Source organism: Oharaeibacter diazotrophicus, from assembly GCF_004362745.1.
Classification (GTDB): domain Bacteria; phylum Pseudomonadota; class Alphaproteobacteria; order Rhizobiales; family Pleomorphomonadaceae; genus Oharaeibacter; species Oharaeibacter diazotrophicus.
In genome coordinates, this window is sequence record NZ_SNXY01000006.1 from 1,798,090 (window position 1) to 1,824,113 (window position 26,024).

The 26,024-nt window shown below is 70.6% G+C and carries 24 protein-coding genes; 7 read left to right on the forward strand and 17 right to left on the reverse strand.

What is annotated here, in order from left to right; genetic code table 11:
* The first annotated feature begins 4 nt into the window (after nt 1-4).
* Nucleotides 5-976: an ABC transporter permease gene (locus tag EDD54_RS08435; protein ID WP_126541488.1), complete on the forward strand. Its 972-nt coding sequence runs from the start codon at nt 5-7 to the stop codon at nt 974-976.
* A 73-nt stretch (nt 977-1,049) separates the two neighbouring features.
* Nucleotides 1,050-2,072, forward strand: coding sequence for a zinc-binding alcohol dehydrogenase family protein (locus EDD54_RS08440; RefSeq protein WP_126541487.1), 1,023 nt, complete (start codon nt 1,050-1,052; stop codon nt 2,070-2,072).
* Between the two features lie 75 nt (nt 2,073-2,147).
* Here the strand turns inward: EDD54_RS08440 and EDD54_RS08445 are convergent, their stop codons facing one another.
* From EDD54_RS08445 to EDD54_RS08480, 8 genes are all read right to left on the reverse strand, one after another.
* Complete coding sequence (locus EDD54_RS08445; RefSeq protein ID WP_126541486.1) at nt 2,148-2,843, reverse strand: class II aldolase/adducin family protein; 696 nt, start codon at nt 2,841-2,843, stop codon at nt 2,148-2,150.
* On the reverse strand, nt 2,840-4,285 hold the full coding sequence (locus EDD54_RS08450; protein WP_126541485.1) for an FGGY family carbohydrate kinase: 1,446 nt from the start codon (nt 4,283-4,285) through the stop codon (nt 2,840-2,842). The genes EDD54_RS08445 and EDD54_RS08450 overlap by 4 nt, the downstream gene beginning before the upstream one ends.
* Before the next feature lie 138 nt (nt 4,286-4,423).
* On the reverse strand, nt 4,424-5,059 hold the full coding sequence (locus EDD54_RS08455) for a nucleoside/nucleotide kinase family protein (RefSeq protein ID WP_245515668.1): 636 nt from the start codon (nt 5,057-5,059) through the stop codon (nt 4,424-4,426).
* Between the two features lie 168 nt (nt 5,060-5,227).
* Nucleotides 5,228-6,076 carry a sugar phosphate isomerase/epimerase family protein gene (locus EDD54_RS08460; protein ID WP_126541483.1) on the reverse strand — a complete coding sequence of 283 codons (849 nt, stop codon included), beginning with the start codon at nt 6,074-6,076 and terminating at the stop codon, nt 5,228-5,230.
* Nucleotides 6,077-6,079: 3 nt separating this feature from the next.
* Nucleotides 6,080-7,075, reverse strand: coding sequence for an ABC transporter permease (locus tag EDD54_RS08465; RefSeq protein ID WP_126541482.1), 996 nt, complete (start codon nt 7,073-7,075; stop codon nt 6,080-6,082).
* A gap of 1 nt (nt 7,076) precedes the next feature.
* The gene (locus EDD54_RS08470; RefSeq protein WP_126541481.1) at nt 7,077-8,069 is read right to left on the reverse strand and encodes an ABC transporter permease; all 993 of its coding nucleotides are present in this window, start codon (nt 8,067-8,069) and stop codon (nt 7,077-7,079) included.
* Complete coding sequence (locus tag EDD54_RS08475; RefSeq protein WP_126541480.1) at nt 8,062-9,591, reverse strand: sugar ABC transporter ATP-binding protein; 1,530 nt, start codon at nt 9,589-9,591, stop codon at nt 8,062-8,064. Before EDD54_RS08475 ends, EDD54_RS08470 begins: the two co-directional genes overlap by 8 nt.
* Nucleotides 9,592-9,693: 102 nt before the next feature.
* Nucleotides 9,694-10,689, reverse strand: a complete 996-nt coding sequence (locus EDD54_RS08480; protein ID WP_126541479.1) for a substrate-binding domain-containing protein — start codon at nt 10,687-10,689, stop codon at nt 9,694-9,696.
* Nucleotides 10,690-10,996: 307 nt separating this feature from the next.
* On the opposite strand from EDD54_RS08480, the gene EDD54_RS08485 reads away from it, so the two are divergent.
* Entirely contained in the window at nt 10,997-12,046 is a 1,050-nt protein-coding gene (locus tag EDD54_RS08485; protein WP_126541478.1) for a LacI family DNA-binding transcriptional regulator, read from the forward strand.
* Nucleotides 12,047-12,228: 182 nt separating this feature from the next.
* Here EDD54_RS08485 and EDD54_RS08490 read toward each other — a convergent pair whose 3' ends face one another.
* The 9 genes from EDD54_RS08490 to EDD54_RS08530 all read right to left on the reverse strand — a co-directional run bounded on the left by EDD54_RS08490 (nt 12,229) and on the right by EDD54_RS08530 (nt 21,692).
* Nucleotides 12,229-13,311 carry an ABC transporter ATP-binding protein gene (locus tag EDD54_RS08490; RefSeq protein ID WP_126541477.1) on the reverse strand — a complete coding sequence of 361 codons (1,083 nt, stop codon included), beginning with the start codon at nt 13,309-13,311 and terminating at the stop codon, nt 12,229-12,231.
* Nucleotides 13,312-13,316: 5 nt separating this feature from the next.
* Nucleotides 13,317-14,930, reverse strand: coding sequence for an FGGY-family carbohydrate kinase (locus EDD54_RS08495; RefSeq protein WP_165644348.1), 1,614 nt, complete (start codon nt 14,928-14,930; stop codon nt 13,317-13,319).
* Nucleotides 14,927-15,889 carry a sugar-binding transcriptional regulator gene (locus EDD54_RS08500; RefSeq protein ID WP_245515669.1) on the reverse strand — a complete coding sequence of 321 codons (963 nt, stop codon included), beginning with the start codon at nt 15,887-15,889 and terminating at the stop codon, nt 14,927-14,929. The genes EDD54_RS08495 and EDD54_RS08500 overlap by 4 nt, the downstream gene beginning before the upstream one ends.
* Before the next feature lie 8 nt (nt 15,890-15,897).
* Complete coding sequence (locus EDD54_RS08505; protein WP_126541474.1) at nt 15,898-16,803, reverse strand: sugar phosphate isomerase/epimerase family protein; 906 nt, start codon at nt 16,801-16,803, stop codon at nt 15,898-15,900.
* 49 nt (nt 16,804-16,852) lie between these two features.
* The gene (locus tag EDD54_RS08510; RefSeq protein ID WP_126541473.1) at nt 16,853-17,671 is read right to left on the reverse strand and encodes a carbohydrate ABC transporter permease; all 819 of its coding nucleotides are present in this window, start codon (nt 17,669-17,671) and stop codon (nt 16,853-16,855) included.
* Nucleotides 17,671-18,576 carry a carbohydrate ABC transporter permease gene (locus tag EDD54_RS08515; protein ID WP_245515670.1) on the reverse strand — a complete coding sequence of 302 codons (906 nt, stop codon included), beginning with the start codon at nt 18,574-18,576 and terminating at the stop codon, nt 17,671-17,673. Before EDD54_RS08515 ends, EDD54_RS08510 begins: the two co-directional genes overlap by 1 nt.
* Nucleotides 18,577-18,635: 59 nt before the next feature.
* Entirely contained in the window at nt 18,636-19,190 is a 555-nt protein-coding gene (locus tag EDD54_RS08520; RefSeq protein WP_245515671.1) for an SIS domain-containing protein, read from the reverse strand.
* A 122-nt stretch (nt 19,191-19,312) separates the two neighbouring features.
* The gene (locus EDD54_RS08525) at nt 19,313-20,647 is read right to left on the reverse strand and encodes an ABC transporter substrate-binding protein (RefSeq protein ID WP_245515672.1); all 1,335 of its coding nucleotides are present in this window, start codon (nt 20,645-20,647) and stop codon (nt 19,313-19,315) included.
* Nucleotides 20,648-20,669: 22 nt separating this feature from the next.
* Nucleotides 20,670-21,692, reverse strand: coding sequence for a zinc-dependent alcohol dehydrogenase (locus tag EDD54_RS08530; protein ID WP_126541470.1), 1,023 nt, complete (start codon nt 21,690-21,692; stop codon nt 20,670-20,672).
* 85 nt (nt 21,693-21,777) lie between these two features.
* On the opposite strand from EDD54_RS08530, the gene EDD54_RS08535 reads away from it, so the two are divergent.
* From EDD54_RS08535 to EDD54_RS08550, 4 genes are all read left to right on the forward strand, one after another.
* The gene (locus tag EDD54_RS08535; RefSeq protein WP_126541469.1) at nt 21,778-23,220 is read left to right on the forward strand and encodes an FAD-binding oxidoreductase; all 1,443 of its coding nucleotides are present in this window, start codon (nt 21,778-21,780) and stop codon (nt 23,218-23,220) included.
* Nucleotides 23,217-24,020 carry an inositol monophosphatase family protein gene (locus EDD54_RS08540; protein ID WP_126541468.1) on the forward strand — a complete coding sequence of 268 codons (804 nt, stop codon included), beginning with the start codon at nt 23,217-23,219 and terminating at the stop codon, nt 24,018-24,020. The genes EDD54_RS08535 and EDD54_RS08540 overlap by 4 nt, the downstream gene beginning before the upstream one ends.
* An 80-nt stretch (nt 24,021-24,100) precedes the next feature.
* Nucleotides 24,101-25,138, forward strand: coding sequence for an NAD(P)-dependent alcohol dehydrogenase (locus EDD54_RS08545; RefSeq protein ID WP_126541467.1), 1,038 nt, complete (start codon nt 24,101-24,103; stop codon nt 25,136-25,138).
* Between the two features lie 228 nt (nt 25,139-25,366).
* Nucleotides 25,367-25,978 carry a DUF5343 domain-containing protein gene (locus tag EDD54_RS08550; RefSeq protein WP_126541466.1) on the forward strand — a complete coding sequence of 204 codons (612 nt, stop codon included), beginning with the start codon at nt 25,367-25,369 and terminating at the stop codon, nt 25,976-25,978.
* The last annotated feature ends 46 nt before the right edge of the window (nt 25,979-26,024 follow it).

Here is a 26,024-nt window from a genome sequence, read left to right on the forward strand (position 1 = left end):
TGCGATGACCGACGTTCCTGCCCAGCCGAAGGCGCACGCCCGCGGACGCTTCCAGTTCCTGTTCGGCCTGACGCTGCTCGCCCTGCTCCTGCTGCTCTGGGGCATCCTCGCCTTCTCGACGCAGAGCTTCTGGACCACCAACAACCTGTCGAACCTGTTGCGCCAGGGCTCGATGACCGCGATCCTGGCGATCGGCCAGACCTTCGTGATCATCACCGCCGGCATCGACCTGTCGGTCGGCGCCATCGTCGGCTTCACCAGCGTGGTCGCGGCGATGCTGCTCCAGGCCGGCTTCCCGATCTGGGCGGCCTGCCTGATCACGCTGGCGATCGGCGTCGGCATCGGCCTCTTCCACGGTTTCGGCATCGTCAAGCTCGGCCTGCCGCCCTTCATCATCACGCTGGCGACGCTGACCTCGCTGCGCGGCATCGGCCTCCTGATGACCAACGGCGCCACCATCTCGATCACCAACGACGAGTTCACCGCCTTCTCGCGGGCCGACTTCCTCGGCATCCCCAGCCTGTTCTGGATGGTGATCCTGGTGGCGATCCCCGCCTTCCTGTTCCTGCACCACAGCCGGTGGGGCCGCTACCTGTTCTCGGTCGGCTCCAACCCCGAGGCCGCGCGCCTGTCCGGCGTGCACGTGCCGCGGATGATCTACCTCGCCTATACGCTGTCGGCCCTCTGCGCCGCCTTCGTCGGCCTCCTGCTCGCCGCCCGCATCGGTATCGGCAACGCCACCCAGGCCGAGGGCTGGGAGTTGCAGGCGATCGCATCGTCGGTGATCGGCGGCACCTCGCTGTTCGGCGCGGTCGGGTCGGTGCACGGCCCGCTGCTCGGCGCCTTCATCCTCGCGACGATCAACAACGGCGCCAACCTCCTGAACGTCAACTCGTTCTGGCAGCGCATCATCACCGGCGGCCTGATCATCGTGATCGTCTACTTCGACCAGTTGCGCCGACGCGGCCGGTCCTGATACCGCCTCCCGCGACGCCCCGGTCCGCCGGGGCGCCGCCCCTCGGCAACGCTCCCGACGGACACCCGCTCCCATGAAGGCCCTCGTCTGCGAAGAACCCGGCCGGCTCCGGCTCGACGACCGTCCGGAGCCCGGCTCCCCGCCGCCCGGCTGGGCTCTGGTGTCCGTCAGCCACGTCGGCATCTGCGGTACCGACTACCACATCTATGGCGGCAAGCACCCGTTCCTGAACTATCCCCGGGTGATGGGCCACGAGGTCTCCGGCCGCGTCGTCGCGGTCGGCGCCGACGTCGCGATCGCCCCGGGCTCGCCGGTGGTGGTCAACCCCTACGTCTCCTGCGGCCACTGCGGCGCCTGCCGCAAGGGCAAGCCGAACTGCTGCACGGCGATCGCCGTGCTCGGTGTCCACACCGACGGCGCCATGTGCGAGCGCGTGCTGGTGCCGGCCGGCAACCTCTACCCGGCCGCCGGCATCACGCTCGAGCAGGCCGCGACGGTGGAGTTCCTGGCGATCGGCGCCCACGGCGTCCGCCGCTCCGGCGCCGCGCCGGGCGCGACCGCGCTGGTGATCGGCGCCGGCCCGATCGGCCTCGGCACCGCCCTGTTCGCCCGCATCGCCGGCCAGCGCGTCACGCTGCTCGACACCAGCGTCGAGCGCCTCGCCTTCGCCCGCGACGCCCTCGGCTTCGACGACACCCTGCTCGCCGGCGACGGCCTCGCCGACCGCGTCGCCGCCCACACCGGCGGCGAGGGCTTCGACGTCGTCTACGACGCCACCGGCGCCGCGCCGTCGATCGAGGCGGCCTTCGCGCACGTCGGCCACGGCGGCACGCTGGTGCTGCTGTCGGTGGTGCGCGACACCATCTCCTTCTCGGACCCCGAGTTCCACAAGCGCGAGATGACCCTCCACGGCTCGCGCAACGCCACCCGGGTCGACTTCGACCACGTGCTCGCCTGCCTGAAGGACGGCCGCATCGACGTCGCGCCGCTGATCACCCACCGCACCACGCTCGCCGGCGCCGCCGACGACCTGCCGCGCTGGGCGAGCGAGAAGACCGGCCTCGTCAAGGCGATGATCGTCGTCGACGCCGCCTGACCGGCCCCGCGGACACGGAACTCCCGCCCGGCGCGCCCTCCGCGCCGGGCTTTTTCGTCCGGGCGCCTCTGCCCGTCAGCCCGCCGCGCGCGGCCGCGCGACGTCGTTGCTGCCCTCCGGCTCCGGGCCGAAGCCGTAGCTCATCCGCTTCATTTGCGCGATCACCCGCTCCATCTCCTCGTCGGAGAGGATCGGCGGCTCGCCGAGCGTCAGCACCTGGACGTAGAGCCGGGCCAGCGTCTCGACCTCGGTCGCCATGTGGAACGCCTGTTCCAGCGTCTTGCCGAGTGAAATCTGGCCGTGCTGGCCGAGCAGGCAGGCGAGCCGGCCCTCGAGCGCGGTCAGCGCCGCGTCGGACAGCGCTTGGGTGCCGAAGGTGGCGTAGGCGGCGCAGCGGATCGTGGTGCCGCCGGCGAGGCCGACCATGTAGTGGAAGGCCGGGATCGCCTTGTGGTGGCAGGCGACCGTGGTGGCGTAGACCGAGTGGCAGTGCAGCACCACGTCGATGTCCGGCCGGTTCTTCAGGATGTCGCGGTGGAACCGCCACTCCGACGACGGCCGGCGGCCGACATAGGTGCCGTCGAAGGCCATCGCCACGATGTCCTCGGGCTGCATCACGTCGTAGGCCAGCGACGACGGCGTGATCAGGAAGCCGTCGCCGTGGCGCAGCGACAGATTGCCGGCGTTGCCCTGGTTGATGCCGGTGCCGTTCATCCTGCGGCAGATGTCCACCATGGCGGAGCGGGCGGCGTGTTCGTCTGCGATCGTCATGTCCTGTCTCTCCTCGCGATGTCGGGCGGCACCGATGCCTCCGCCGCCGCGCGCCAGGCGCGGGCGTAGGGCACGAGGCCGGGATGGGTGAACGGGTCGGGTCTCTCCAGCGCCAGTTCGACCGGCGCGGTCCGCACGGCGTGGCCGGCGAGCAGTGCGGCACCGGCCGCGACGCCGTAGCTCTCGGCATTCGACAGCGTCTCGCGGCCGGGCCGGAGCGCGGCGACCAACCGGGCGTAGAGAGGATCGCGCAGATAGGAGCCGTCGAGCACCACGGCGCGCGCACCGTCGAGCCGGTCGAGGCAGGCGACGGTCAGCAGCGCCATCGTCGTCACCGCCAGCGCCAGCCGCTCGGCCGGCCCCTCCGGCGGCGGCCCCGCGATCCGGCCGCGGCCGGCGGTGCCCGGGAACTGGCCGTCGTTGTCGCCGAAGCTCGGCAGCGCCATCGTCCCCCGGTCGATCAGCGCCGCAGCAACGGCTGGATCGGCGACGGCGCCGTCCGGCTGCGCGCCCGCGATCGCGGCGAACTCGCGCCCGCCCATGGTCAGCGCCCCGCCGACCGGCCGGCCGTCGACGTCGGCGTTGAGGGTCATGCCGCGCGCCTCGACCAGCCGGTCGAGCGGCACGTCGCCGGCGAGCGCGACGATCCAGGTCCCGGTCGAGACCACCATCAGGTCGCCCCGCCCCGCCGCGCGGTAGCGGTAGGCGTTGGCGGTGCTGTCGTGGACGCCGGCGTGGACGCGCATCCCAGCGGGCAGGCCGAAGCGGCGGGCGAGTTCCGGCCGCACCGGCCCGAGGTCGGCGTGGGCGGCGGCGAAGGGCGGCATCAGCCGCTCCCAGCCGCGGGTGTGCACGATCGGCGTGAAGCGCCGCGCCGGCACGTTCCAGAGATGCGACTGCGCCCCGAGGAAACTCGCCTCCGACACCGCCCGGCCGGAGAGCCGCCACGCCCAGTATTGCGGAATCCCGAGATGAAACCGCGCCGCCGCCACCGCGTCCGGATGGTCGCGCTCCATCCACAGGAGCTGGCGCGCCTGATGGGTCGCGGCCATCATGATCGCCGAGCCGCGGTCGAGGAAGTCGCCGGCAAGTGGGGCGTAGGCCTCCGCGATCCCGGCCGGCAGCGGCTGTTCGTAGTCGATCATCGGCAGCGCCGCGCCGTCGCCGCCGGCGTCCGGGTCGTCGCCGACCAGCACGCCGCCGGAGCCGTGGCCGGCCGCGATCACCCGTTCGATCGGGTGGCGACGGGCGAGCGCCGCCAGCGTCTCGAACACGAAGGCGCCGAGCCCGGCGAGGTCGTGGTGGCGCCAGGGCGGGCCGGGCAGCACCGCGTTGGCCGTCCCGATCGTCTCGACCACATGGCCGTCGGCCAGCGCGGCGGAGACCCTGACGTTGGTCTTGCCGACGTCGACCACGGCGACGCTCGCCGGTCCGTCCGCCATGGCGGGCCTCCTCCCCTCGCCCCTCCAGGGGCTCGCGCGCCTCACGGCGCGTCTTCTCATTCGGTCTCGGCCGTCCGGCCGGCGCCCGCTCGGGCGCGTTCGCCCCCGACCGGCGGTCGGGGCTCCGGAAGGCACTCGTCAGTTCGCCAGCCGGTAGTCCGGCTCGGCGCTCTCGGCCACCACGAAGCGGCCGTTCGGCAGGTCGTTGCCCTCGACCTTGGCGGCGACCACGTCGGGCGGCAGGCCGTATCCCTCCCAGCGCGCAATCAGCCGGCGGCGAAGTTCCGGCTCCGGCGTCTCGACCATCACCGTCACGTCGAACAGCGGCGCCAGCGACGACCACGGCGGCTGCCGCAGCAACAGGTAGTTGCCCTCGACCACCACGATCCGCGCCGAGCGCGGGATCAGCCGCGCGCCGGCCCGGGCGATCTCGATCGCGCGGTCGAACACCGGCACCGCCACGAACTCCTCGTCGGCGACCCGGAGCCGCGCCAGCACGTGGCGGAAGCCGCCGACGTCGAAGGTCTCCGGCGCGCCCTTGCGGGGTCGGAGGCCGGCCGGCACCAGGAAGAGGTCGTCGTAGTGGAAGCCGTCCATCGGCAAGAGCGCCACGGCGCCGGGCGCGATCGCCTCCAGTCGCTCCACCACCGCCTCGGCCACCGTCGACTTGCCGCCGCCCGGCGGGCCGGCGATGGCCGCGATGGTCCGCCCCTCCGCCGGCCGCGCCGCCAACAGGCGGACGAGACCGTCGACGTCGATCGGCGCTGCCGTCACCTTCCGCTCTCCCCTCTCGCCCGCGCCGGCGACGGACCGACGTCCCGCCGGCCCGCCCGCGCGGGGCTTCGCGTCATACCTGTCCCATGACGTCCCGGCTCGTCGGGACGTCATGGGGTTGCGGCCTTCCGGCCGGCGCCCGGTCGGGCGCGCCTCGCGAGCCCGGGATCAGATCAACCGGTACTGCCGCGCCTTGTTGCGCAGGAACGGCAGACCGTTGTCCATGACCTCCTCGAAGTTCTCCGCCACCGGCCGCCACACCGAAAGGCCATAGGCCACTTCCGGCGGCATGTTGATGAAGCTCTCCATGGCGAGGCCGCCCTTGAAGCCGATCGCGGCGAGCGCGCCGAACACCTCGTCCCAGTCGCAGGTGCCGGAGCCCGGCGTGCCGCGGTCGCTCTCGGAGAGGTGGATGTAGCGAAGGTGCTCGCGGGCGTCGAGAATGCCGTTGGCGGCGCCCTTCTCCTCGATGTTCATGTGGTAGGTGTCGAGGTGGATGAAGATGTTGTCGGCGCCCACCTTCTCGATCATCCACTTGGCCTGCGCGCCGGTGTTGATCAGGTGGTTCTCGTAGCGGTTGACCGGCTCGATGCCGAAGGCGAGGCCGAGCGCCTTGGCGTGGCGGGCGGCGACCTCGAGCACGCGGGCGACGTTGTCGTATTCCGCCGCGGTCGGCGGCACGCCGGTGCGCTGGCCGATGCCGCCGTAGGTGACGCCGGAGAGCGCCTCGCCGCCGAGCTCCTTGGTCTTGTCGAGCGCCACCTTGAGGTGCTCGATCGCGCCGTCCGGGTTCACCGAGGCCCAGTTGACCTCGGGCAGGCCGAGCGAGCAGACCGCGCGCACGCCGGTCTCGTCGAGCAGCGCGCGGGTGTGGGCGGCGTCGACCATCGGCGCGTTCAGCAGCGCGATCTCGACGAAGTCCATCTTGTAACGAACCGCGCCGGCGATGGCGCGCTCGGCACCCTCGCGGTCCCAGTTCATGGTCCACATGCTGGTGTGAACGCCGAAGCCTTGCATGGGTCAGGTCCTTCCCTTGGGGTTCTTCTGCAAGCGCCGGAAGGTCCAGCGCAGGATCATGACGGCGATCAGGAACAGGCCCCAGACCGCCGTGGAGAGGTGCTGGTTGGCACCGATCAGGTTGAGCCCGGACGACAGCGCCTGCAGCACCACCAGCGCCACCGCCACCGGCGCCACCCGGCCGAAGCCGCCGAACGGGTCGACGCCGCCGAGGAAGCAGGCGAGCACGGTGACGAGCAGCAGCGCCTCGCCGTGGCCGACGCGCACCGAGTTGAAGCGCGCCAGCATCAGGATGCCGGCGAGCGCGCACATCGCGCCAGACAGCGTGTAGATCAGCGTCAGCGTCCGCTTGACCGGGATGCCGGAATATTCCGTCGCCCGGATGTTGGAGCCGATCATCGAGGCGGCGACGCCGTGGCGGGTCCGCGACAACAGGAAGTGCCAAGCGACCGCGGCGACCGCGAAGATCACCAGCGGCACCGGGATGCCGAGGAGCGTGCCGTGGCCGATCGGCGCCATGAAGTCGGGGAAGCCGGAGATGTCGCCGCCGCGGGTCAGGAACTCGCCGAGGCCGCGCAGGAAGATCATCATCGCCAGCGAGACCAGGATCGGGTGCGCGCCGGTGTAGGCGATCACCGCGCCCATCACCGCGCCGGCGAGCGCGCCGACGCCGATCGCCAGCACCGACCCGACGACGAAGGCCGTCACGCCGGCGTCGGGACCGCCGTGGCTGTTCAGCACCCAGGCGAGCGTCAGCCCGGCCATGTTGGCGGTGTAGATGATCGCGAGGTTGATGCCGCCCGAGATGATCGGGATCAGCATCGCGAGCGTCAGCAGGCCGAACTCCGGCAGCTGGAACGCGATCGAGTCGAAGTTGGCGGCCGAGAGGAATTTCGGCGCGGCGATGCCGAACACCACGACCACGGCGAGGAGGAAGCCGAGCAGCGCGGCGACGTCGTCGCCCACCGTGCGGCGGAGGCCGTCGAGGAGACGTGTCATGTCAGCGGCCCTCCCGCTTGGCGGTCACGAGCGCGCCGAGGTCGAGGTTGGAGGTCGAGATCGCGACCAGGATCACGAGGCCGATCACCATCTTGAAGGCGTAGGGCGAGACGCCGAGCAGGTTGAGGCCGTTCTGGGTCACCGCCACCAGGGCGACGCCGAGGAAGCAGCCGATCACCGAGCCGCGACCGCCGCCGAGCCGGGCGCCGCCGAGCACCACGGCGGCGAGCACGTCGAGTTCGCGGCCGTAGAGGGCGTTCGGCACCACTTCCTTGACGATGTGCGCCTGCATCAGGCCGCCGATGCCGGCCATCAGCCCCATCCAGCCGAAGGCGATCGCCTGCATCGCCGCGACGTTGACGCCGACGCGGCGCGCGCCTTCCGGATTGTCGCCGAAGGCGAACAGCTGGCGGCCGATGTTGGTGCGGCGGATCAGCAGGAAGGTGGCGAGCATGCAGGCGAGCATGATCGGCACCGGCAGCGTCAGTTCGGCCCAGGTGCCGTCGGCGCTCTGGTGCTCCCACACGATCAGCCGGCCGCTCCACCAATCCGGCAGGTTGTAGAGGAACTTCCCCGAGGAGAAGAACATCAGGAGGCCGAAGAAGGCGTTGAACGTGGCGATGGTCACCACGATCGAGATGATCTTGAAACGGTGGATCAGGAAGGCGTTGACGAGGCCGAGGCAGATCCCGAGACCGCCGGCGACCACGAAGCCGATCGCCCAGTTCGCCCCGCCGAGCCAGACGAACACGTAGACGCAGAGATACTGCACCACCGAGGCGGCGACGGCGAAGGAGATGTCGATGCCGCCGGCGATCAGCACCACCAGGAGGCCGACCGCCCAGATCACGTTGACCGCGTTGTTGTTGAGCAGCGAGGTCGCGTTCGCCAGCGTGAAGAAGCTGTCGGAGGCGACGGCGAGGAAGGTGCAGAGCGCGACCAGCACCGCGAGCAGCTTGGTCTCGGTCGGATAGGCGCGGACGAGGCTACGCATAGATCGCGGCCTCCAGGTCGGCGATCGAGGCGACGCGGGGGTCGTATTCCCCGACGATGCGCCCGCCCGCCATGTGCAGGATGCGGTCGGCGTTCATGTGGACTTCGGAGACCTCGTCGGAGATGAGCAGGATCGCGAGGCCGCGCTCGGCGAGGTCGCGGACGACGCGGAAGATCCCCTCGCGGGCGCCGACGTCGACGCCGACGGTCGGGCAGTCGAGGATCAGCACCTTGGGGCCGGTCGCGAGCCACTTGGCGAGCACGATGCGCTGCTGGTTGCCGCCGGACAGCGTCGACACCGCGTCCTCGGGCCGGCCGATCTTGACCGCGAGGTCGCGGATCCAGCGGGCGACGAGGTCGGCCTTGCGGGCCGGCGACACCAGCCCATTGCGGTCGCTGAGGGCCGGCAGCACGGTCAGGGTGAGATTGTCGGCGATCGACTGCGGCTGCACGAGGCCGAGCTGCAGGCGGTCCTCCGAGACGTAGGCGACACCGGCGGCGATCGCCTCGCGGTTGGAGCGGAACCGCACCTCGCGGCCGGCGAGGCGGATCGCGCCGCGGTCGGGACGCGCCATGCCGAACAGCACGTGGGCGAGTTCGGTGCGCCCGGCGCCGATCAGGCCGGTCAGGCCGACGACCTCGCCGGCGCGGATCGTCAGGTCGACGTCCTCGAACTCGCCGCGGCGCGTCAGGCCCTTCACCTCGATCGCCACCGGATTGGCCGCGACGTCGCGGGCCGAGATGCCGCGCTCGAAGGTGCGCCCGGTCATCAGCTCGGTCAGCTTTCCCTGCGTCAGCGACGAGGCGGGGAACACGCCCACCAGCCGGCCGTCGCGGATCACCGTCACGCGGGAGGCGATCTCCAGCACCTCGGCGAGGCGGTGGCTGACGAAGACGATGGCGACGCCGCGCGCCGACAGCGTGCGCACCACGTCGAGCAGCTTGTCGGTCTCGGCCTGGGTCAGCGAGGCCGTCGGCTCGTCCATGAAGATCAGGCGGGCGTCCGAGACCAGCGCCCGCGCGATCGCCACGACCTGACGGTCGGCGATCGCCAGCGTGGCGACGCGGGCGTCGAGATCGAGGTCGACGCCGAGCCGGCCGAGCGCCGCGGCGGCGGTCGCGCGCAGCGCCGCGTCGGAGACCAGCCGCGGCCGTCCGCCGACCAGGGTCTCGAAGGCGATGTTCTCGGCCACGGTCATCTCGCCGAACAGGGCGAGGTCCTGCCAGATCACCGCGATGCCGTGGGCACGCGCCGCGTTCGGGGTCACGCCCGTCTCGGGGCGGCCGAAATACTCCATCACCGCGCCCGGCTCGGGGGTGTAGACGCCGGAGATGATCTTGATCAGCGTGCTCTTGCCGCAGCCGTTCTCGCCGGCGAGGCAGTGCACCTCGCCGCGGCCGACCTCGAAGGAGACGTCGTCGAGGGCGCGGACGCCGCCGAACACCTTGGAGATCGCGGACATGCGGATGGCGGGCGCGCCGTCGGCGGGCCGGAGGGCGGCCGCGCTGGCGTCTGAGGTCATGGCGTCACCTGTGGCCGCGGCTGAAACCGCGGCGTTCCGGGCCTGATCGGGAAGCGGGAGGCGGGGATGCGGGCGGCCGCTCGGGCCGCCCGCGGGGTCTCGTCAGAGACCGAGGTCGGCGAGGCCGTCGACGGTGTCCTTGTTGATGGTCACCAGGTTGTTGGTGATGATGTCCTTGGCGGCCGCGTCCGGCTCGATCGTGCCGAGGCCCTCGACGGTCATGCCCGACTTGATCTCGGTGCCGTCGACCAGCAGCTTGCCCATGCGCACGAACACGCGGCCGGCCTCGGCCGGGTTCCACATGAAGCCGCCGGTGATGGCGCCCTCCTTGATCAGCGCGCGGCCCTGGCCGGGCGAGAACGGGCCGATCACGAACACCTTGTCGACCAGCCGGCGCTCCTCGACGGCGCGGCCGGCGCCGATCGGGCCCTGGCTGCCGAAGGCGAGGAAGCCCTTGAGGTTCGGGTGGGCGGCGATGACGTCGAGCGCGGTCTTGCGGCTGTCGTCGACGTTCTCGGCGACGCCGTAGCGGTCGCCGACCAGCTTCATCTTCGGATAGTTGGCGGCGATATAGGCGTTGGCGGCGTCGGCCCAAGCGTTGTGCAGCGGCACGGTCAGCGAGCCGACGAACACGGCGTATTCGCCCTCGCCGCCCATCTTCTCGGCCAGCAGCTTGGCATGGGCCTCGCCGAAGCCGGAGGCCGAGGCGAGCTCGAAGTCCCAGTCGATGTTGGTCAGGCCCGGGCCCTCGTGGGCGACCACCTTGATGCCGGCGTCCATCGCCTTCTTCAGCACCGGCTCCAGCGCCTTCTCGTCGTTCGGCACCACGCCGATGACGTCGACGCCCTTGGCGATCAGGTCCTCGATCGCGCGCACCTGCAGCGCCGGGTCGGCGCTGGTCGGGCCGATCATGCTGGCGTCGACGCCGAGCTTCTCGCCCTCCTCCTTGATGCCGGCCTCCATGGCGTTGAACCAGGGGATGCCGCCGATCTTCACCACCACGCCCATGGTGGGCTTGTCGGCGGCCACCGCCATCGTCGCGATCGCCGAAACGGCGAGCGTCAGCGCCGCGAGCGTCGCGGTCAGGGTCTTCTTCATCGCTTGTCCTCCCTCGTCCCGCCCTTGCCGGGCGGTCTTCGCTGCAAATAGCCTGCACAATCGATTGCGCAATTGCGCGCACGAAGCCTACGCTGCCAGTCGCACTGGATTTGTCGGCGAGTCCTCCCGCACCGCGACCGCCGAACCTCCTCGGCGCACCGTGCTGCACAATCGATGTTGCATACCAAAACAAAAACGGTGATCGTCGTCAAGCGACGAGCGGTGCCATTCGGCACGCGATCTGCGACGAGCCGTGGGAAACGGCCCGGGAGACGGCCGATCGGACGGGGACCGACGTGGTGGCACGATGACGGGACGCAGGACCAAGCCGACGATCTACGACGTCGCGCGCCTCACCGGCGCGTCGGCCTCCACCGTCAGCGCCGCGCTGTCGGGCAAGGGCCCGTCGCGCCGGATCGCGCCGGCCACCGTCGAGGAGATCCAGCGCGTCGCCGCCGAGCTCGGCTACAGCACCAACATGCAGGCGCGTGGCCTCCGGCAGGCGCGCTCGCACCTCGTCGGCATGATCATCCCCGAGCACGACAACCGTTATTTCTCCGCGCTCAGCCAGAGCTTCGAGGCCGAGGCGCGCGCCCGCGGGCTCTGCCCGGTGATCGTCTCCACCCTGCGCGACCCGCAGGAGGAGATCCGCACCGTCGAGACGCTGATCTCCTACGCGGTCGACTGGGTGCTGATCGCCGGCGCGTCGGATCCCGACGCCATCAGCACGCTGTGCGACGCCGGCCGCAAGCCCTATGTCTTCGTCGACCTGCCGGGCTGGGGCCATCCCTCGGTCGTCACCGACAACCACCTCGGCGCCGTCCGCCTCACCGAGGCGATTCTCGCCGACATGCCGCCGACGGCCGATCCGCGCCGCGCCCGGCCGTATTTCCTCGGCGGCGACGCGCGCGACTACGCCACCCGGCGCCGCATCGAAGGCTTCGTCGCCGCCGCCACGGCCCGCTTCGGCACCGTTGCCGACGACCAGATCGTCGCCTGCGGCTACGCCCCGTCGAAGGCCGGCGTCGCCGTCGCCGACCTGATCGCCCGGCTCGGCGGCCTGCCCGCCGCACTGTTCGTCAACTCGCTGACCGCCTTCGAGGGCGTGCTGCGCCACTTCGTCGAGCTGCCGCCCGAGGCGCTCGCCGGCTCGGCGATCGGCTGCTACGACTACGACCCCTTCGCGGCCTATCTGCAGTTCCCGGTCCACATGATCCGCCAGAACGCCGACCGCCTGATCGAGCGCGCCTGCGAGATCATCGCCTCCGGCAACCGCGAACCGGTCCTCGTCGAGATCGAACCCGACCTCATCCCCCCGCGCACCATCCACCGCAGCATCCACGCCACGCTGGTGTGAGATGGGGGGGGCGCGCCGCGAACTACCCTCCCCCTCGTGGGGAGGGTCGACGGCCGAAGGCCGGCGGGGTGGGATCCGCCTCCACCGCCGCGACGCCCCTCTGAGCGTCGAGCCCGTGGCCGGCGACCCTCCCCGGCGCTTCGCGCCGACCCTCCCGCAAGGGGAGGGTCAAATCTCGCCCCTTACAGCGCCAGACCCTTCTGGTCGAACAGGTACACGTGCCCCGGCGCCACGCCGAGATCGAGCGTGTCGCCCGGCTTCACCGCCGGACGGCCCGGCGCGAGGATGCTGACCGGCTCGGCGCCGCCGCGGGCGAACACCTGGGTCGAACCGCCGAGGTTTTCGCTGAAGTCCGCCGTCAGCCGCAGCACCGGCGCCGCCGCGCCGATCTCGAGATGCTCCGGCCGGAAGCCGACCAGCAGCTTGTCGCCGGCGCGGGCGCGGTGGCCGGCGCGGGCCGGCAGACGCGCCCGGCCGCCGGCGAAGGTCTCGCCGGCCACCTCCACCGTCGCCTCCCCCGCCGAGGCGACCACGCCCTCGATGAAGTTCATCTTCGGCGAGCCGATGAAGCCGGCGACGAAGGTGTTGGCGGGACGGTCGTAGAGCTCGGTCGGCGAGCCGATCTGCTCGACCTGCCCGGCGCGCAGCACCACGATGCGGTCGGCCAGCGTCATCGCCTCGATCTGGTCGTGGGTGACGTAGACCATGGTGACGCCGAGGTCGCGGTGCAGCTTGGCGATCTCGACGCGCATCTGGGTGCGCAGCTCCGCGTCGAGGTTGGACAGCGGCTCGTCGAACAGAAACAGCTTGGGGTTGCGAACGATCGCCCGTCCGATGGCGACGCGCTGGCGCTGGCCGCCGGAGAGCTGGCGCGGCTTGCGCTCCAGCAGCGGCTCGATCTGGAGGATCCGCGCCGCCTCGCCGACCCGCGCCTTGATGTCGGCCTCGCTCGCCTTAATCATCCGGAGGCCGAAGGCCATGTTGTCGTAGACCGACATGTGCGGATAGAGCGCGTAGGACTGGAACACCATCGAGACCTGGCGCAGCGCCGGCTCGACGTTGGTCACCACCTTGCCGTCGATCGAGACGTCGCCGCCCGAGATGTCCTCGAGCCCGGCGATCATCCGGAGCAGCGTCGACTTTCCGCAGCCCGACGGGCCGACGAAGACGACGAACTCGCCCTTCTCGGCGCCGAAGCTGACGCCCTTGATGACTTCGTGATCGCCGTAGCGCTTGACGACCTTGTCGAGGACCAGGAAGGACATCGGCTTCAACTCCGGTGGGCCGCCGCACCGGCCTCGAGCGCGCGCGCGGCGGCCTCGACCTCGTTGCGGACGGAGAACAACTTCAGATAGGTGCGATAGGCCGTCTCGTGCGGCGCCTTCCAGGCGGGATCGGCCGGAACCGTCCGCTGGTCGGCGGCCATGGCGTCGAGGGCGGCGAAGAGGTCGCCGTGGAGGCCGGCGGCGACGGCGGCGACCATGGCGGTGCCGAGCAGCACCGGTTCGGGCGCGTCGGAGAGCACGAGGTCGGCCCCGAGGGCGTCGCGGTAGAGCCGCACCAGCAGAGGATTGCGCAGGTGGCCGCCCGACAGCGTCACCGCTTCGAAGGCGAAGCCGTGGCCGTTCAGATGCTCGGCGACGTGGCGGCTCTGCAGCGCCAGCGCCCGGGCGGTGGCGTAATAACTTTCGAGGAAGGCCCGCTCGCCGGTTTCCTCGCCGATTCCGGTCGCGAGCGCCCGGACCCGGCCGTCGCCGAGCGGCGAGCGGTTGCCGAGCCAGTCCGGCACGATGTGCCGGCGCGCCGCGAAGGCCGGTCCCTCCTCCTCGAGGATGGCGAGGATCGCCGCCGCGGCGCGGGCGTGGTTGTCGGACGAGGCCTGCCGCGGCCCGCCGGGATGGTGGCGCAGCACCGCGTCGAGGGCGGCGCCGGAGAGGCTCTGGCCGCCCTCGTGCATCCAGTGGCCCGGGAACACCGCGTCCCTGAACGGCCCCCACACACCCGGCACCAGCCGGGCCTCGGTGGCGAAGGGCATGTAGTTGGTCGAGGTGCCGCCGATCATCGGCAGCACCCGGTTCATGCGGTCGCGGAAGCCGCGGCCGAGCACGCCGACGGCGCCGGCCTCGGCGTCGATCAGGCCGACCGCGACCGGGATGCCCGTGGGCAGACCGAGCGCCGCCGCCCCCGCCGCCGAGACGCGGCCGTGGACGTCGCCGACCAGACCCGGCCGCTGCGACAGCGCACCGAGCCCGTCGAGGTCGGCGAGACCGAGGCCCGCCAGCAGGTCGTGGCACCACGGCTCGGCCTCGGCCGGAAGATAGGGCCACTTGCAGGCGAGGCCGCAGACCGAGTGGCGGTCGACACCGGTCGCCCGGAAGGCGAGTTCGTCGCAGAGGTCGCGGGCGGCGGTGATCCCGGCGAGCCCGCCCGGCCGGTTCCGCTTCAGCCACAGCAGCTTCGGCAGGTGCATCTCGGGCGAGATCGACCCGCCGACGAAGGCGAGGAAGCGGTGGGCGGTGGCGTCGATCTCGGCCGCCTCGGCCTCGCCGCGGTGGTCCATCCAGCAGACGACGTCGGCGCCGTCCTCGAGCGGCGCCGGCCCGCCGGTCTCCAGGTAGAGCGAGGAGGTCGCATCGAAGGCGAGCGCGGCGACCCGCTCCGCCGCCCCCGGCATCTTCGCGAGGCAGGCGGCGACGGCGGCGCACACCGCGCCCCAGATGTCCGCCATGCGGTAGACCGCCCTGTGCTCGGCCGGACGGCGCAGCTCGAACCCCTCGGCCGCCACGGCGACGAGGCCGCCGGCCGAATCGAACAGGCCGGCGCGCGCCGACAGCGTGCCGACGTCGACCGCCAGCACCAGGGGCCGGGACACGGTGGAACTCAAAGCACCCTCTCCGCACAGGCCTCGTCGGTGACGAGGCGCTTGACGTAGCCGCCGGTCAGGATCGCCTTGACGATCGGCGCCTTGTGCGCGCCGCCGGAGGCGAGGATCGAGTTGGGGATGGCCTTGAGCTCGTCGGGCGCGAGCGCCATCACCCGCTGGTTCAGCGGATGGTCGACCGGCCGTCCGGCCTCGTCGAGGAACACGCCGAGCAGGTCGCCGACCGCCCCGGCCTCGCGCAGGCCCGCGGTGTTCTCGGTCACGATCTGCGTCACGGCGAGCAGCGAGCGGTTGGAGAGGTCGCCGCAGGATACGAGCGCGATGTCGACCAGCTTGGCCCGGCGGTAGGCCTCGGCGATGCCGTAGTGCTGCAACAGCGCGGTCCGGCTCTCGGCCGAGGGGAAGTAGATCGGCACCGCCAGATAATAGCACTCGGCGCCGAGCAGCTTGGCGAAGGCGGTGGAGACCTCGAAGGTGTTCATGCCGGAGCCGCGGGTGAGCCCGCCCATCAGCGTCGCGACCCAACCGCGCGACACCTTGCGCGGGTTGATCCGCTTGAGCGCCTCCGACAGCGTCCGGCCCCAGCCGACGCCGAGCCCCAGGCCCTCGCGCAGCATCGGGTCCAGCATCACGCCGGCGGCCTCGCCGACCACGCGCTGCTGGTCGTCCTCCACCGTCGGCACCACGGTGACCGCGGCGAGGCCGTAGCGCTGCTTCAGCTTCTCCTCGAGGGCGACGCAGCGGGCGAGCGGCAGCCGGACGTCGATGTGCACCAGCCCGTCGGCGCGGGCCTGTCCGGCGATGCGGTTGACCCGGAGCCGGGTGATGCCGAGCTTGTCCGCGATCTCCTGCTGGGTCAGGCCGCCGACGAAATAATACCAGACCACCCGGGCCTTGATCTGCTCGGGGTCCTGGCCGCCCGGCAGGTCCGGGCCGACGTCGACGGCTTCGATTTCGCTCACGGCTGCGGTCATCCCCGGGAGAACGCGGTCTTCAGGATCGCGGCCGAGCGGGCCACCGCCTCCAGGATGGAGCGGTCGTCGCGCTCGAACGGATAGAAGACTTCGAGGAAGACCGGCCGGTCCGCAAGGCCGGTCCGCGCCAGGAGGTCGGCCGCCGCCGTCGGATCGACCGCGCCGGCCTCGGTGAAGTCCCAGTGGCGGTCGTATTGGAAGTCGGTCTGCTGGATGTGCACCGCCCCGATCTCGGGCGCCAGCGCCTCGAACCAATCCTCCATCCGGGCGCGGTAGCGGCCGTAGAGCGGCTCGAAGGTGCCGTGGCCCCAGTCGACGCAGAGCCGCCAGGGCACCGCCGAGCCGGCGACGTCGGCGGTCATGGTCCGGGCCTGCTCGACCGTCCACGGCCACTCCCGCCGCATCGGCGTCGGCTCGACGTAGAGCTCGGTCAGACCCGCCTCGGCGGCGACCACCGCCAGCCGCCGCATCCGCGCGATCAGGTCGTCGTAGTCGGCAGGGGGGATCGCCTCGGCCTCGGCGCCGTCGACCCGCGAGGCGATCGCGCCGAGCGGCCCGCCGACCCGCGCTATCCCCGCCTTGGCGGCGAAGCGGTAGGCCCGCCCGAGCCAGCGCTCGGCGATGTCGCGCACCCGGGGATCGGGGTGGAGCATCTGGTTGAAGGTGTAGTGGGCCAGCCCGATGAAGGCGCTGTGCACGGTCACGCCGTGGCGCTCCGGCACCGCGGCGATCTCGGCGGCGAGGTCGTCGAGGATCTCGTCCGGCCACGTGGGATCGACGAGGTCGAACGAGAACTGGACGAGGTCGAGCCCGAGCCGGTCGCGCACCACCGGCGCCCACAGCGACGGGGTCACCCAGCGTTTGACGCAGAAGGACAGGTTGATGCCGAGCGGTGTCGCCATGGGGTCCCCTCCCGAGCCCGTTGGTTGTCGTTCGGTTGTCGATCGGTTGCTACTTGGTGGCGCCCATGGTCAGGCCGCGGATCATGTGCTTCGACACCAAGAGCGCGAACACCGTCACCGGCAGCACGATCACCGTGCCGGTCGCCATGATCTTCCCCCACGGCAGCTCGTAGCCCGACATGAAGCTGGTCGCGACCACCGGGGCGGTCTGGACGGTTCGCCGAGTCAGGACGAGGGCATAGAGAAGTTCGTTCCAGGAGAAGATGAACGAGAAGATCGCCGAGACCGCGATGCCGGGCACGCCGAGCGGCACGTAGATCTTCGAGAAGATGATCCACTGGTTGGCGCCCTCGAGCCGGGCGGCCTGCTCGAGTTCGGGCGGGATCGACCGGAACTGGTCGGTGCAGATCCACACCACGATCGGCAGGTTGAAGGTCAGGTAGATCAGGATCAGCACGAGATGGGTGTCGAGCAGGCCGAGCTGCATCGCCAGCAAGTAGATCGGCAACGCCAGAACGATCGGCGAGATCATACGGTTCGAGATGAACCAGAACCACAGGTCCTGCTTGCCGCGAAAGTCGAAGCGCGCCAGCGCATAGGCTGCGGGAGCGCCGAGCATCACCGCCAGGATCGTGGTCGAGGTCGCCACGATCAGCGAGTTGATCACCGCGTTGACCACCTTCTGGTCGGCGAAGATCGCGCGATAGTGTTCGAGCGTCGGCGCGAAGGTCCAGACCGGCGGCGAGGCCAGGAGGTCGGTCTGGTCCTTGAGGCTCGAAGTCACCATCCAGTAGAACGGAAACAACGAGAAGGCGACGACTACGGTCAGTCCGAGGCCGTGCAGCAGGCGGGAGGTCGGCTTCGTCATCACTCGATCTCCCGGTAGAGCAGGCGGATGTAGAGCCGGGCGAGCAGGATCGTCAGCACCAGCAACAGGATGGCCTGCGCCGAGGCGACGCCGAGGTCGAACACCCGGAAGCCGACGCGCTGGATGTAGACCGAGACGAGGTCGGTCGCCGCGCCCGGGCCGCCGCGGGTCATCACGAACACCATGTCGAACAACTTGAGCACATCTGCCGAGCGCAGGATCAGCATCGCGGTCAGACCCGGCAGCAGGTAGGGCAGTTGGACGTGCCGGAGCATCATGAACTTCGAGCGGGTCTCGAGCCGGGCAGCCTCCTCGATCTCGGTCGGTACCATCGAGAGGCCGGCCAGGAAGATCAGCGCGCAGAACGGCGTCCACTGCCAGATGTCCATCATCGCGATCGCCGCGAAGGCGCCGGCCGGCGAGCCGAGCCAGTCGAGCCCGCCGATGCCGATGAAATCAAGCGCTTGATTCGCAACGCCGAAATCGCGGTTGAAGATCAGCCGGCCGATCAGGCCGACCACCGCGTAGGTGGTCGCGAGCGGCACCACCAGCGTCACCCGCGCGAGCGCCCGGAGGACACCGAGACCCGGCGTGTGCAGCAAGAGCGCGATCCCGATCCCGAGCGCGACCTGGATGGGGATCACCGTCAGGAAGAAGCGTCCGGTCAGGCCCAGCGTCGCCCAGAAGGTGTCGTCGGAGAGGACGGTGAAGTAGTTCTCTAGACCGACGAAAGGAAAACCGTCGCGCGGGCGAGTGATGTTGTACTGCCGGAACGAGGTCACCGCCGCGAAGATCGTCGGATAGATGCCGATCGCCAGCAGCGTGAACACGGCCGGCGCCAGGAACCAGAACGGCGTCCAGCGGCCGTAGCCTCGGTTGGGTCGTCTGTCGACGGCATCCGCCACGGAGCGGTCCTCCCTCGGCGGGCCGACGTCCGTCCGGACCGGTCCCGCGGCTTCGGTGGTCATTCGAGATTGGTGTGGTTCGCCCGCATCAGGGCGGGATCGATGCCGAGTTTCGCGCGCAGTTTCAAGATCATGACCTCGAACAGCACGTATTGCGCGCCCTCGAACAGCGAGCCCATCGGCAGCACCGAGGTCGCCGCCGAACCGGTGTCGTCGGCCATGGTCTGCGCCGGGATCACCAGCACGTGGTCGGCCCGGCGCGCCGCGCCACCGTCCGCCTGCGCGGTCACCACCAGCGTCTCGGCACCCGCCTCCGTCGCGACGCCCATCAGCCCCGCGACGGTGGAGAAGTCGCCCGGTCCCGCCGAGACGATCAAGAGGTCGCCCGGCCCGAGCGGCGGCGTCGTCATGTCGCCGACCACGGCCACGGATCGGCCGAGGTGGAACAGGCGCATAGCCAAGCCCTTGATCTGCAAGCCTTCCCGGCCGACGCCGTAGCAGGCGATCCGCTTCGCCCGCGCGATCGTGTCGACCGCCGCATCGACGCTCGCGTCGTCGACGCGCGCGAATACCGCGGACAGTTCGGCGAGCGCGCCCTGGTAGAGATCGGTCACGTCCATCCTCCCCCGGGGAACGCCCCGCGCCCCGGTCTCCTCGAAGAGCATACGCGATCGGTTGGGGGAACCGGCGGCGGGCGATCCTGGCGCCCGCCGCGGTCCCCGACGCGGGAAGCCGCTTACTGCAGCTTCTCCTTCTTGCCGTCGTAGTAGCCTTCCTTCTCGAGGATGGCTTCCATGCGGGTGCCGATCTCCTTGGCGCCGCCCTCGACCGTGACCTCCCCGAGCATCATCTTGGAGCCGAACTCCGCGACGATCTCCGAGATCGCCGGCCACGCGGGGAAGCGCGGACGGAACTCGGGCACGCCCTTCTGCCAGGACGCGACCATCGGCTCGACGAACTTGTACTTGGCCTTGATGTCGGCCTCATTGTAGATCGCCATCCGGCCCGAGACGCCGCCGGCCTCGACATAGGCGCGGGCGATCTCCTCGGACGTCGCCCACTGAATGAACAGCCAGGTGGCCTTCTTCTGCTCGTCCGAGGCCTGCGACGCCACGGCGAGCGAGAAGCCGCCGAGCGCGGGCAGACGGCCGGCCGGGCCTTCAGGCTCCGGAGCGACGGCGAGGCAGTCGCCGAGCTTGGAGGTGGCCGGGTCGGTGAGCGTGCCGTAGAAGGCCGACCACTCGGTGATCATCGCGACCTGGCCCTGCGCCAGGGCGTTGACCGCCTCGGCGTGGTCGAAGGAGACGATGCCCGGCGGCATGTACTTCATCAGGTCCTGACGGAACTGCAGGCCCTTCTGGCTCTCGGCCGAGTTCAGGTTGGACTTGAAGTCCTTGTCGAGCAGCGAGCCGCCGAACGGCCACAGCACGCGCATGAAGCTGTCGGCCGACTGGGTCTCGCCGCGCAGCGACTGCAGGGCGAAGGCGTACTTGCCGTCCGCCGTGAGCTTCGGACCATAGACGTCCTTCAGCTCGTCCCAGGTCTTCGGCGGGCCGTCGAAGCCGGCGTCCTTCAGCATGCAGCTGTTGTAGAACAGGAGGCCGGAATAGTTGTCGAACGGCAGGCCGTAGACCTTGCCGCCCCACGAGCCGAACGCGTCGAGCAGCAGCGGGAAGAAGCCCTCGAGCTTCAGGTTCGGATCGGTGATCGAGGCGTCGGCGGTGAACTTCTCGACCGGCTCGATCCAACCGTTCTCGGCGAACTCGCCGATCCAGACGAGGTCGACCAGGGCCATGGTGAGGTCGCCCTGCGAGGTGAAGTTCAGCACTTCCTTCTCGCGCGTGTTCTCGTAGGGGACGATCTCGTAGTTGACCTTGATGCCGGTCTTCTTCTCGAACTCCGGCAGCAGCTTGATGATCGCGCGGTAGCCCGGGCGGTCGAGGAAGATGCCGCTGATCTCGGTGCCGGCGAGCGGCTTGGCGGCGTCCTCGAGCCAGTCGGCACGGGCGATCGTGGTGGCGCCGGCGAGCATGGTCGCGGCGCAGAGCGTGGCGTGGATCAGTTTCCTCAAGGCGTACTCCTCCCCTCTCCTCTCAGCGATTCGGATAGATCAGTGTCTTGATGACCCCGGGCGCGCTCTCGGCGTGGCGCTGGAACGCCCGGGGTGCCTCGTCGAGGCCGACCTCGTGCGTCACCATGGACGCGACGTCGACCTTCCTCCTCGTGACGAGCTCGATGGCGCGCGGATAGACCTCTCCCATCCGGCGCGCGAACTTGATCTTGAGACCCCGGCGGCGGGTCTCGGCGGCGGGGAGCGTGTAGACGTCCCCGTCGGGAATGCCGACCATGACGACGCGGCCGCCGATCTTGGCGGCGAGCACGGCGTCGCGGAATCCGTCCGGCGAATTGGTCGCCTCGACGACGAGGTCGCAGCCGGTGCGGCCGGTGACCTCGCGCACGATCGAGAGATCGGCGCCGACGTGGGCCGCACCGAGTTTCGCCGCCGCCTCGCGCCGGTGCGCCTGAGGATCGACAGCCACGATCTCGCCGGCCCCGGCGACCTTCAGCACCTGCAGGATCAGGAGCCCGATCGGGCCGCAGCCGATCAGCGCGACGCGCTCGAGCAGGCGCGGCTTGGCGAGGTCGACCGCGTGGATCGCGACGCCGAGCGGCTCCAGCATCACCGCCTCGAGCGGCGTCATGCCCTCGGGCAGCGCCACCACCTGCGACGTCGGCACCCAGATCCGGCCGGTCATGGCACCGTCGAAGGGCGGTGCACCAATGAACTTCACGTTGGGGCAAAGGTTGAAGTGCCCGCGATGGCAGAACTCGCAAGTCCCGCAAGCCCGATTCGGGTCCACCGCCACGAGCGCGCCCGCCGCCAGCCCCTGCTCGGGCAGGGCCTCGCACAGGTATCCGCCGAACTCGTGGCCGGGCACGAAGGGCTCGCGAATGGTCGCCGAGCCGATGCCGCCATCCTTGTAATAGTGCAGATCCGAGCCACACAGCCCGACGGCGGCGACGTCGAGCAGCACCTCGCCGGGCTGGCCTTCCCTGAGGTTGAACGGCGCGACGCGGGCGTCGTAGGCGCCGTGGAGGTAGAGGGCTCGGCTCATCGAGGCTTCGGCTTCTTTCCGGTTGACCTGACGAGCGAGACCATACAGGTGTAATATCGCTTGATCAATAGTTGGATCGAACGCCGTGACCGCTCCGCCCGACGCCCTCCTCGACCGCCTCGCCACCGTCGTCGGCGCCCGCAACCTCCTGACCGCAGCCGACGACGTCGCGCCCTATCTGGTGGAATGGCGCGGCCTCTACCGCGGCGCCGCGCGCGCCGTCGTGCGCCCCGGCTCGACCGCCGAGGTCGCGGCCGTGGTGGCGCTCGCCCGCGAGGCCGGCGTCGCGCTGGTGCCCCAGGGCGGCAACACCGGCCTCGTCGGCGGCCAGATCCCGTTCGAGCACGGCCGCGAGATCGTGCTGTCGCTGAAGCGGCTCGACCGCATCCGCGAGGTCGACCCGGCGAGCGACCTGATCGTCGCCGAGGCCGGCGTCACCCTCGCCGCGGTGCAGGCGGCGGCCGAGGCGGCCGACCGGCTGTTCCCGCTCTCGCTCGCCGCCGAGGGCAGCGCCACCATCGGCGGCAACCTCGCCTCCAACGCCGGCGGCACCGCGGTGCTCGCCTACGGCAACGCCCGCGACCTCTGCCTCGGCCTCGAGGTCGTGCTCGCCGACGGCCGGGTCTGGAACGGCCTCGGGCGGCTGCGCAAGGACAACACCGGCTTCGACCTCAAGAACCTGTTCGTCGGCTCGGAGGGCACGCTCGGCGTCATCACCGCGGCGGTGCTGAAGCTGTTTCCGCGGCCGCGCTCGCGCGAGACCGCCTTCGTCGCCGTGCCCTCGCCGGCCGCCGCCCTCGAACTCCTGGCGCTCGCCCGCGCCCACGCCGGTGGCGCCGTCACCACGGTGGAGCTGATGGCGCGCACCGCGCTCGACTTCGTGCTCCGCCACGCCCCCGGCGCCCGCGACCCGCTCGCCGAACCGAGCCCGTGGTACGTGCTCCTGGAACTCTCCAGCCCGCTCGACGGCCAGCTCGCTGCTACCATGGAGGGCCTGCTCGGCGCCGCCTTCGAGGCCGGCGTCGTCACCGACGGCGCCATCGCCGCCACCGGCGCCCAGCGCGCCGACTTCTGGCGCCTGCGCGAGGCGATGTCGGAGGTCCAGGGCCACGAGGGCGGCTCGATCAAGCACGACGTCGCCGTGCCGCTGAAGGCGTTGCCGGCCTTCGTCGAGGAGGCGACCGCCGCCGTGCTCGCCCTCGTGCCCGGCTGCCGCCCGGCCGTGTTCGGCCACGTCGGCGACGGCAACCTGCACTTCAACGTGTCGCAGCCGGTCGGCGCCGACAAGGCGGCCTATCTCGCCGGCTGGGAGGCGATGAATGCGGCCGTCCACGCCATCGTCGCCGCGCACGGCGGCTCCATATCCGCCGAGCACGGCATCGGCCGCCTGAAGCGCGACCTGCTGCCGGCCGTCAAGGACCCGGTCGCCATGGCACTGATGGCCGATCTCAAGACGCTCCTCGACCCGACCGGGATCCTCAATCCCGGCAAGGTTCTCGCCGCTCCCGCCGAAGGAACCCGCCGATGAACGCCCCCGCCAGCGACGCCGTCGTCGCCCGCTCCGAGGCCGCCCGCCGCATCGCCGTGGAGGCCGGCCGGCGCGCCCTCGCCTTCTTCGAGAGCCGCGGCGAGCTGGTCGTCGAATCGAAGGGCACGCTGCAGGACTGGGTCAGCCGCGCCGACCGCGACGTCGAGACCTGGATCCGCGCCGCCGTTCTCGACGCCTTCCCCGGCGACGGCCTCGTCGGCGAGGAGCACGGCGTCGCCGCGGGCACCAGCGGCTGGACCTGGGTGATCGACCCGATCGACGGCACCCTGCCCTTCCTGACCGACCAGCCGAACTGGTGCGTCTCGATCGCCGTCGTCGACGCCGAGGGCATCGCGGTCGGCGTGATCCACGCCCCGGTGCTGCGCGAGACCTACTCGGCCGTGCGCGGCGGCGGCGCCCGGCTCGGCGAGCGCCGGCTCGCCATGGATCCGACGCTGGACGTCACCGCCGGCAACGTCGCCATCGGCGCCACCCAGACCTTCGACGCCGACGCCACCGGCCGCTTCGTCGCCGGCCTCTACCGCGCCGGCGGGGTGATGTTCCGCATCGGCTCGGGCGCCCTGATGCTCGGCTACCTCGCCGCCGGCCGTCTCGCCGGCTACTACGACCCGCGCATCAACGCCTGGGACTGCTACGCCGGCCTGCTGATCGTGCGCGAGGCCGGCGGCACCGCCAGCTTCGACGGCGACATCGGCCGCCCCGGCGTGCTCTTCGCCGGCAGCGCCGGCGTCGTCGCCACCCTCGCCGACCTCCACGCCCGGGCGATCGCGCCCGTCTGATCCCCCTCCCGCCGCCGCCCTGCCGCCGCCCGATCCGGGGCCGGCGCGCCCCGCCCACCACGATCCCGAGGACGACTCCGATGAAGGCACTGGTTCTGGAAGAGAAGGGCCGCCTGTCGCTGCGCGACTTCCCCCTGGAGGAGACGGTCGGCCCGCGCGACGTCCGCGTCGCGATCAAAGTGGTCGGCGTCTGCGGCAGCGACGTCCACTACTACACCCACGGCGCCATCGGCCCCTTCGTGGTGCGCGCGCCGATGATCCTCGGCCACGAGGCCGCTGGCGTCGTCACCGAGGTCGGCGCCGCGGTGACCGAGCTGAAGGTCGGCGACCGCGTCTGCATGGAGCCGGGCATCCCCGACCCGACCTCGCGGGCGAGCCGGCTCGGCCTTTACAACCTCGACCCCGCCGTGCGCTTCTGGGCGACGCCGCCGGTCCACGGCGTGCTGCGCCCCTCGGTCGTCCACCCCGCCGACTGGTGCTTCAAGCTGCCGGACCAGGTCTCCTTCGCCGCCGGCGCCATGGTCGAGCCGCTCGCCGTCGGCGTCCACGCCGCCGGCAAGGCGCGCGTCAAGCCGGGCGACGTCGCGGTGGTGATCGGCGCCGGCCCGATCGGCCTCCTGACCCTCCTCGCCGCCCGCGCCGCCGGCTGCGCCCGCGTGATCGTCTCAGACGTCGACGACGACAAGCTCGCCCTCGCCGCCCGCCTCGGCGCCGCCCGCACCGTCGACGTCCGCCGCGAGCCGCTCGCCGCCGCCGTCGCCGCCGAGACCGACGGCTGGGGCGCCGACGTGGTGTTCGAGTGCTCCGGCGCCGAGCGCGCCGCCGCCGGCGTGTTCGACCCGCTGGCGCCCGGCGGCTGCGTCGTCTTCGTCGGCATGCCGCTCGCCCCGGTGCCCTACGAGGTGGCGCGCGCCCAGGTCAAGGAGGCCCGCGTCGAGCACGTCTTCCGCTACGCCCACGTCTTCCGCCGCTGCGTCGAGATGCTCGCCTCCGGCGCCATCGACGTCGCCCCCCTGATCACCCGCACCTTCCCCTTCTCCGAAGCCGTCGCCGCCTTCGACTACGCCGCGGCGGCCCCGAAGGGCGAGGTGAAGATCCAGATCGAGATGGAGGGGTAACGGGGGCGGGGGCGGGGGGCTTTCCCACAACGAATGCCGAAGCTCCGTACCCGCCTCCTGCGAGGCCTATAAGGCTGAAAACCGGCATTTGCGGTGGACAAGGGGGAATCCCATCGCCCCGCGCAGCCGCGAGTGAATCAGAGGCTTCTAACAGGTTGTCCTTTATCAATGCAATGACCTCTGGTAAATTTTCAATTGGAGATTTGGCCTAACCTGGAAAGATATCGGATGTCGGAAACTGAAGCTCCGGCTGGCGCCGAGTCTGAAACTGGCTCGGGTTCCTCGGCTCGGCGAAAGATACCGGGAAACCTACCGTACACTAGCTCACCGGGCGTCCTCAGGCGCGTACTGGAGAAAATTCCAATCTCTGAGAAGCCCGCCGTGTTCAATAATGACTTCCTGACGACAGTGCTTGGCGTAACCGGCGGTTCAGCTAGGCCAATTATTCCTATACTCAAAGCAACGGGGCTCTTGAACCAGAGCGCCACACCAACAGAACTTTACGCTCAGTTCCAAACCGATGGTGGCAGAGCATCAGCTGCCCTTCAAGCTCTTCGGAATGGATTCCAAGAAATATTCAAGCGAAATCAGTATGCGCACAAGGCTGAGGAAAAGGCGCTGACCGACGTTATAGTTGCAATTACTGGCGCACCAAAAGGGGACAGTGTCGTTAGATACATATACAACACATTTGAAACATTCAAAAATTACGCAAGTACTTTGAAAGACGAACAACCAAAGTCAATACCAAATAATGACGAAAGACCAGAAACAACCGCAACAAATGAGATTAGAGCGGAATCCGATCAGATTGCATCATATCCGGCCGCTTTGAAGTAGTTGGCGCATTCGGCAGGCGGGAAGAGGTCGATGAGGCGACCGATTG

Coding starts and splice junctions, on each gene's coding strand:
- EDD54_RS08545 (WP_126541467.1), top strand. CDS start 24,101: ATGAAGGCACTGGTTCTGGAAGAGAAGGGCCGCCTGTCGCTGCGCGAC.
- EDD54_RS08530 (WP_126541470.1), bottom strand. CDS start 21,692: ATGAGCCGAGCCCTCTACCTCCACGGCGCCTACGACGCCCGCGTCGCG.
- EDD54_RS08465 (WP_126541482.1), bottom strand. CDS start 7,075: ATGACACGTCTCCTCGACGGCCTCCGCCGCACGGTGGGCGACGACGTC.
- EDD54_RS08550 (WP_126541466.1), top strand. CDS start 25,367: ATGTCGGAAACTGAAGCTCCGGCTGGCGCCGAGTCTGAAACTGGCTCG.
- EDD54_RS08505 (WP_126541474.1), bottom strand. CDS start 16,803: ATGGCGACACCGCTCGGCATCAACCTGTCCTTCTGCGTCAAACGCTGG.
- EDD54_RS08460 (WP_126541483.1), bottom strand. CDS start 6,076: ATGCAAGGCTTCGGCGTTCACACCAGCATGTGGACCATGAACTGGGAC.
- EDD54_RS08435 (WP_126541488.1), top strand. CDS start 5: ATGACCGACGTTCCTGCCCAGCCGAAGGCGCACGCCCGCGGACGCTTC.
- EDD54_RS08510 (WP_126541473.1), bottom strand. CDS start 17,671: ATGACGAAGCCGACCTCCCGCCTGCTGCACGGCCTCGGACTGACCGTA.
- EDD54_RS08450 (WP_126541485.1), bottom strand. CDS start 4,285: ATGGCGGACGGACCGGCGAGCGTCGCCGTGGTCGACGTCGGCAAGACC.
- EDD54_RS08540 (WP_126541468.1), top strand. CDS start 23,217: ATGAACGCCCCCGCCAGCGACGCCGTCGTCGCCCGCTCCGAGGCCGCC.
- EDD54_RS08445 (WP_126541486.1), bottom strand. CDS start 2,843: ATGACGATCGCAGACGAACACGCCGCCCGCTCCGCCATGGTGGACATC.
- EDD54_RS08470 (WP_126541481.1), bottom strand. CDS start 8,069: ATGCGTAGCCTCGTCCGCGCCTATCCGACCGAGACCAAGCTGCTCGCG.
- EDD54_RS08440 (WP_126541487.1), top strand. CDS start 1,050: ATGAAGGCCCTCGTCTGCGAAGAACCCGGCCGGCTCCGGCTCGACGAC.
- EDD54_RS08485 (WP_126541478.1), top strand. CDS start 10,997: ATGACGGGACGCAGGACCAAGCCGACGATCTACGACGTCGCGCGCCTC.
- EDD54_RS08475 (WP_126541480.1), bottom strand. CDS start 9,591: ATGACCTCAGACGCCAGCGCGGCCGCCCTCCGGCCCGCCGACGGCGCG.
- EDD54_RS08490 (WP_126541477.1), bottom strand. CDS start 13,311: ATGTCCTTCCTGGTCCTCGACAAGGTCGTCAAGCGCTACGGCGATCAC.
- EDD54_RS08480 (WP_126541479.1), bottom strand. CDS start 10,689: ATGAAGAAGACCCTGACCGCGACGCTCGCGGCGCTGACGCTCGCCGTT.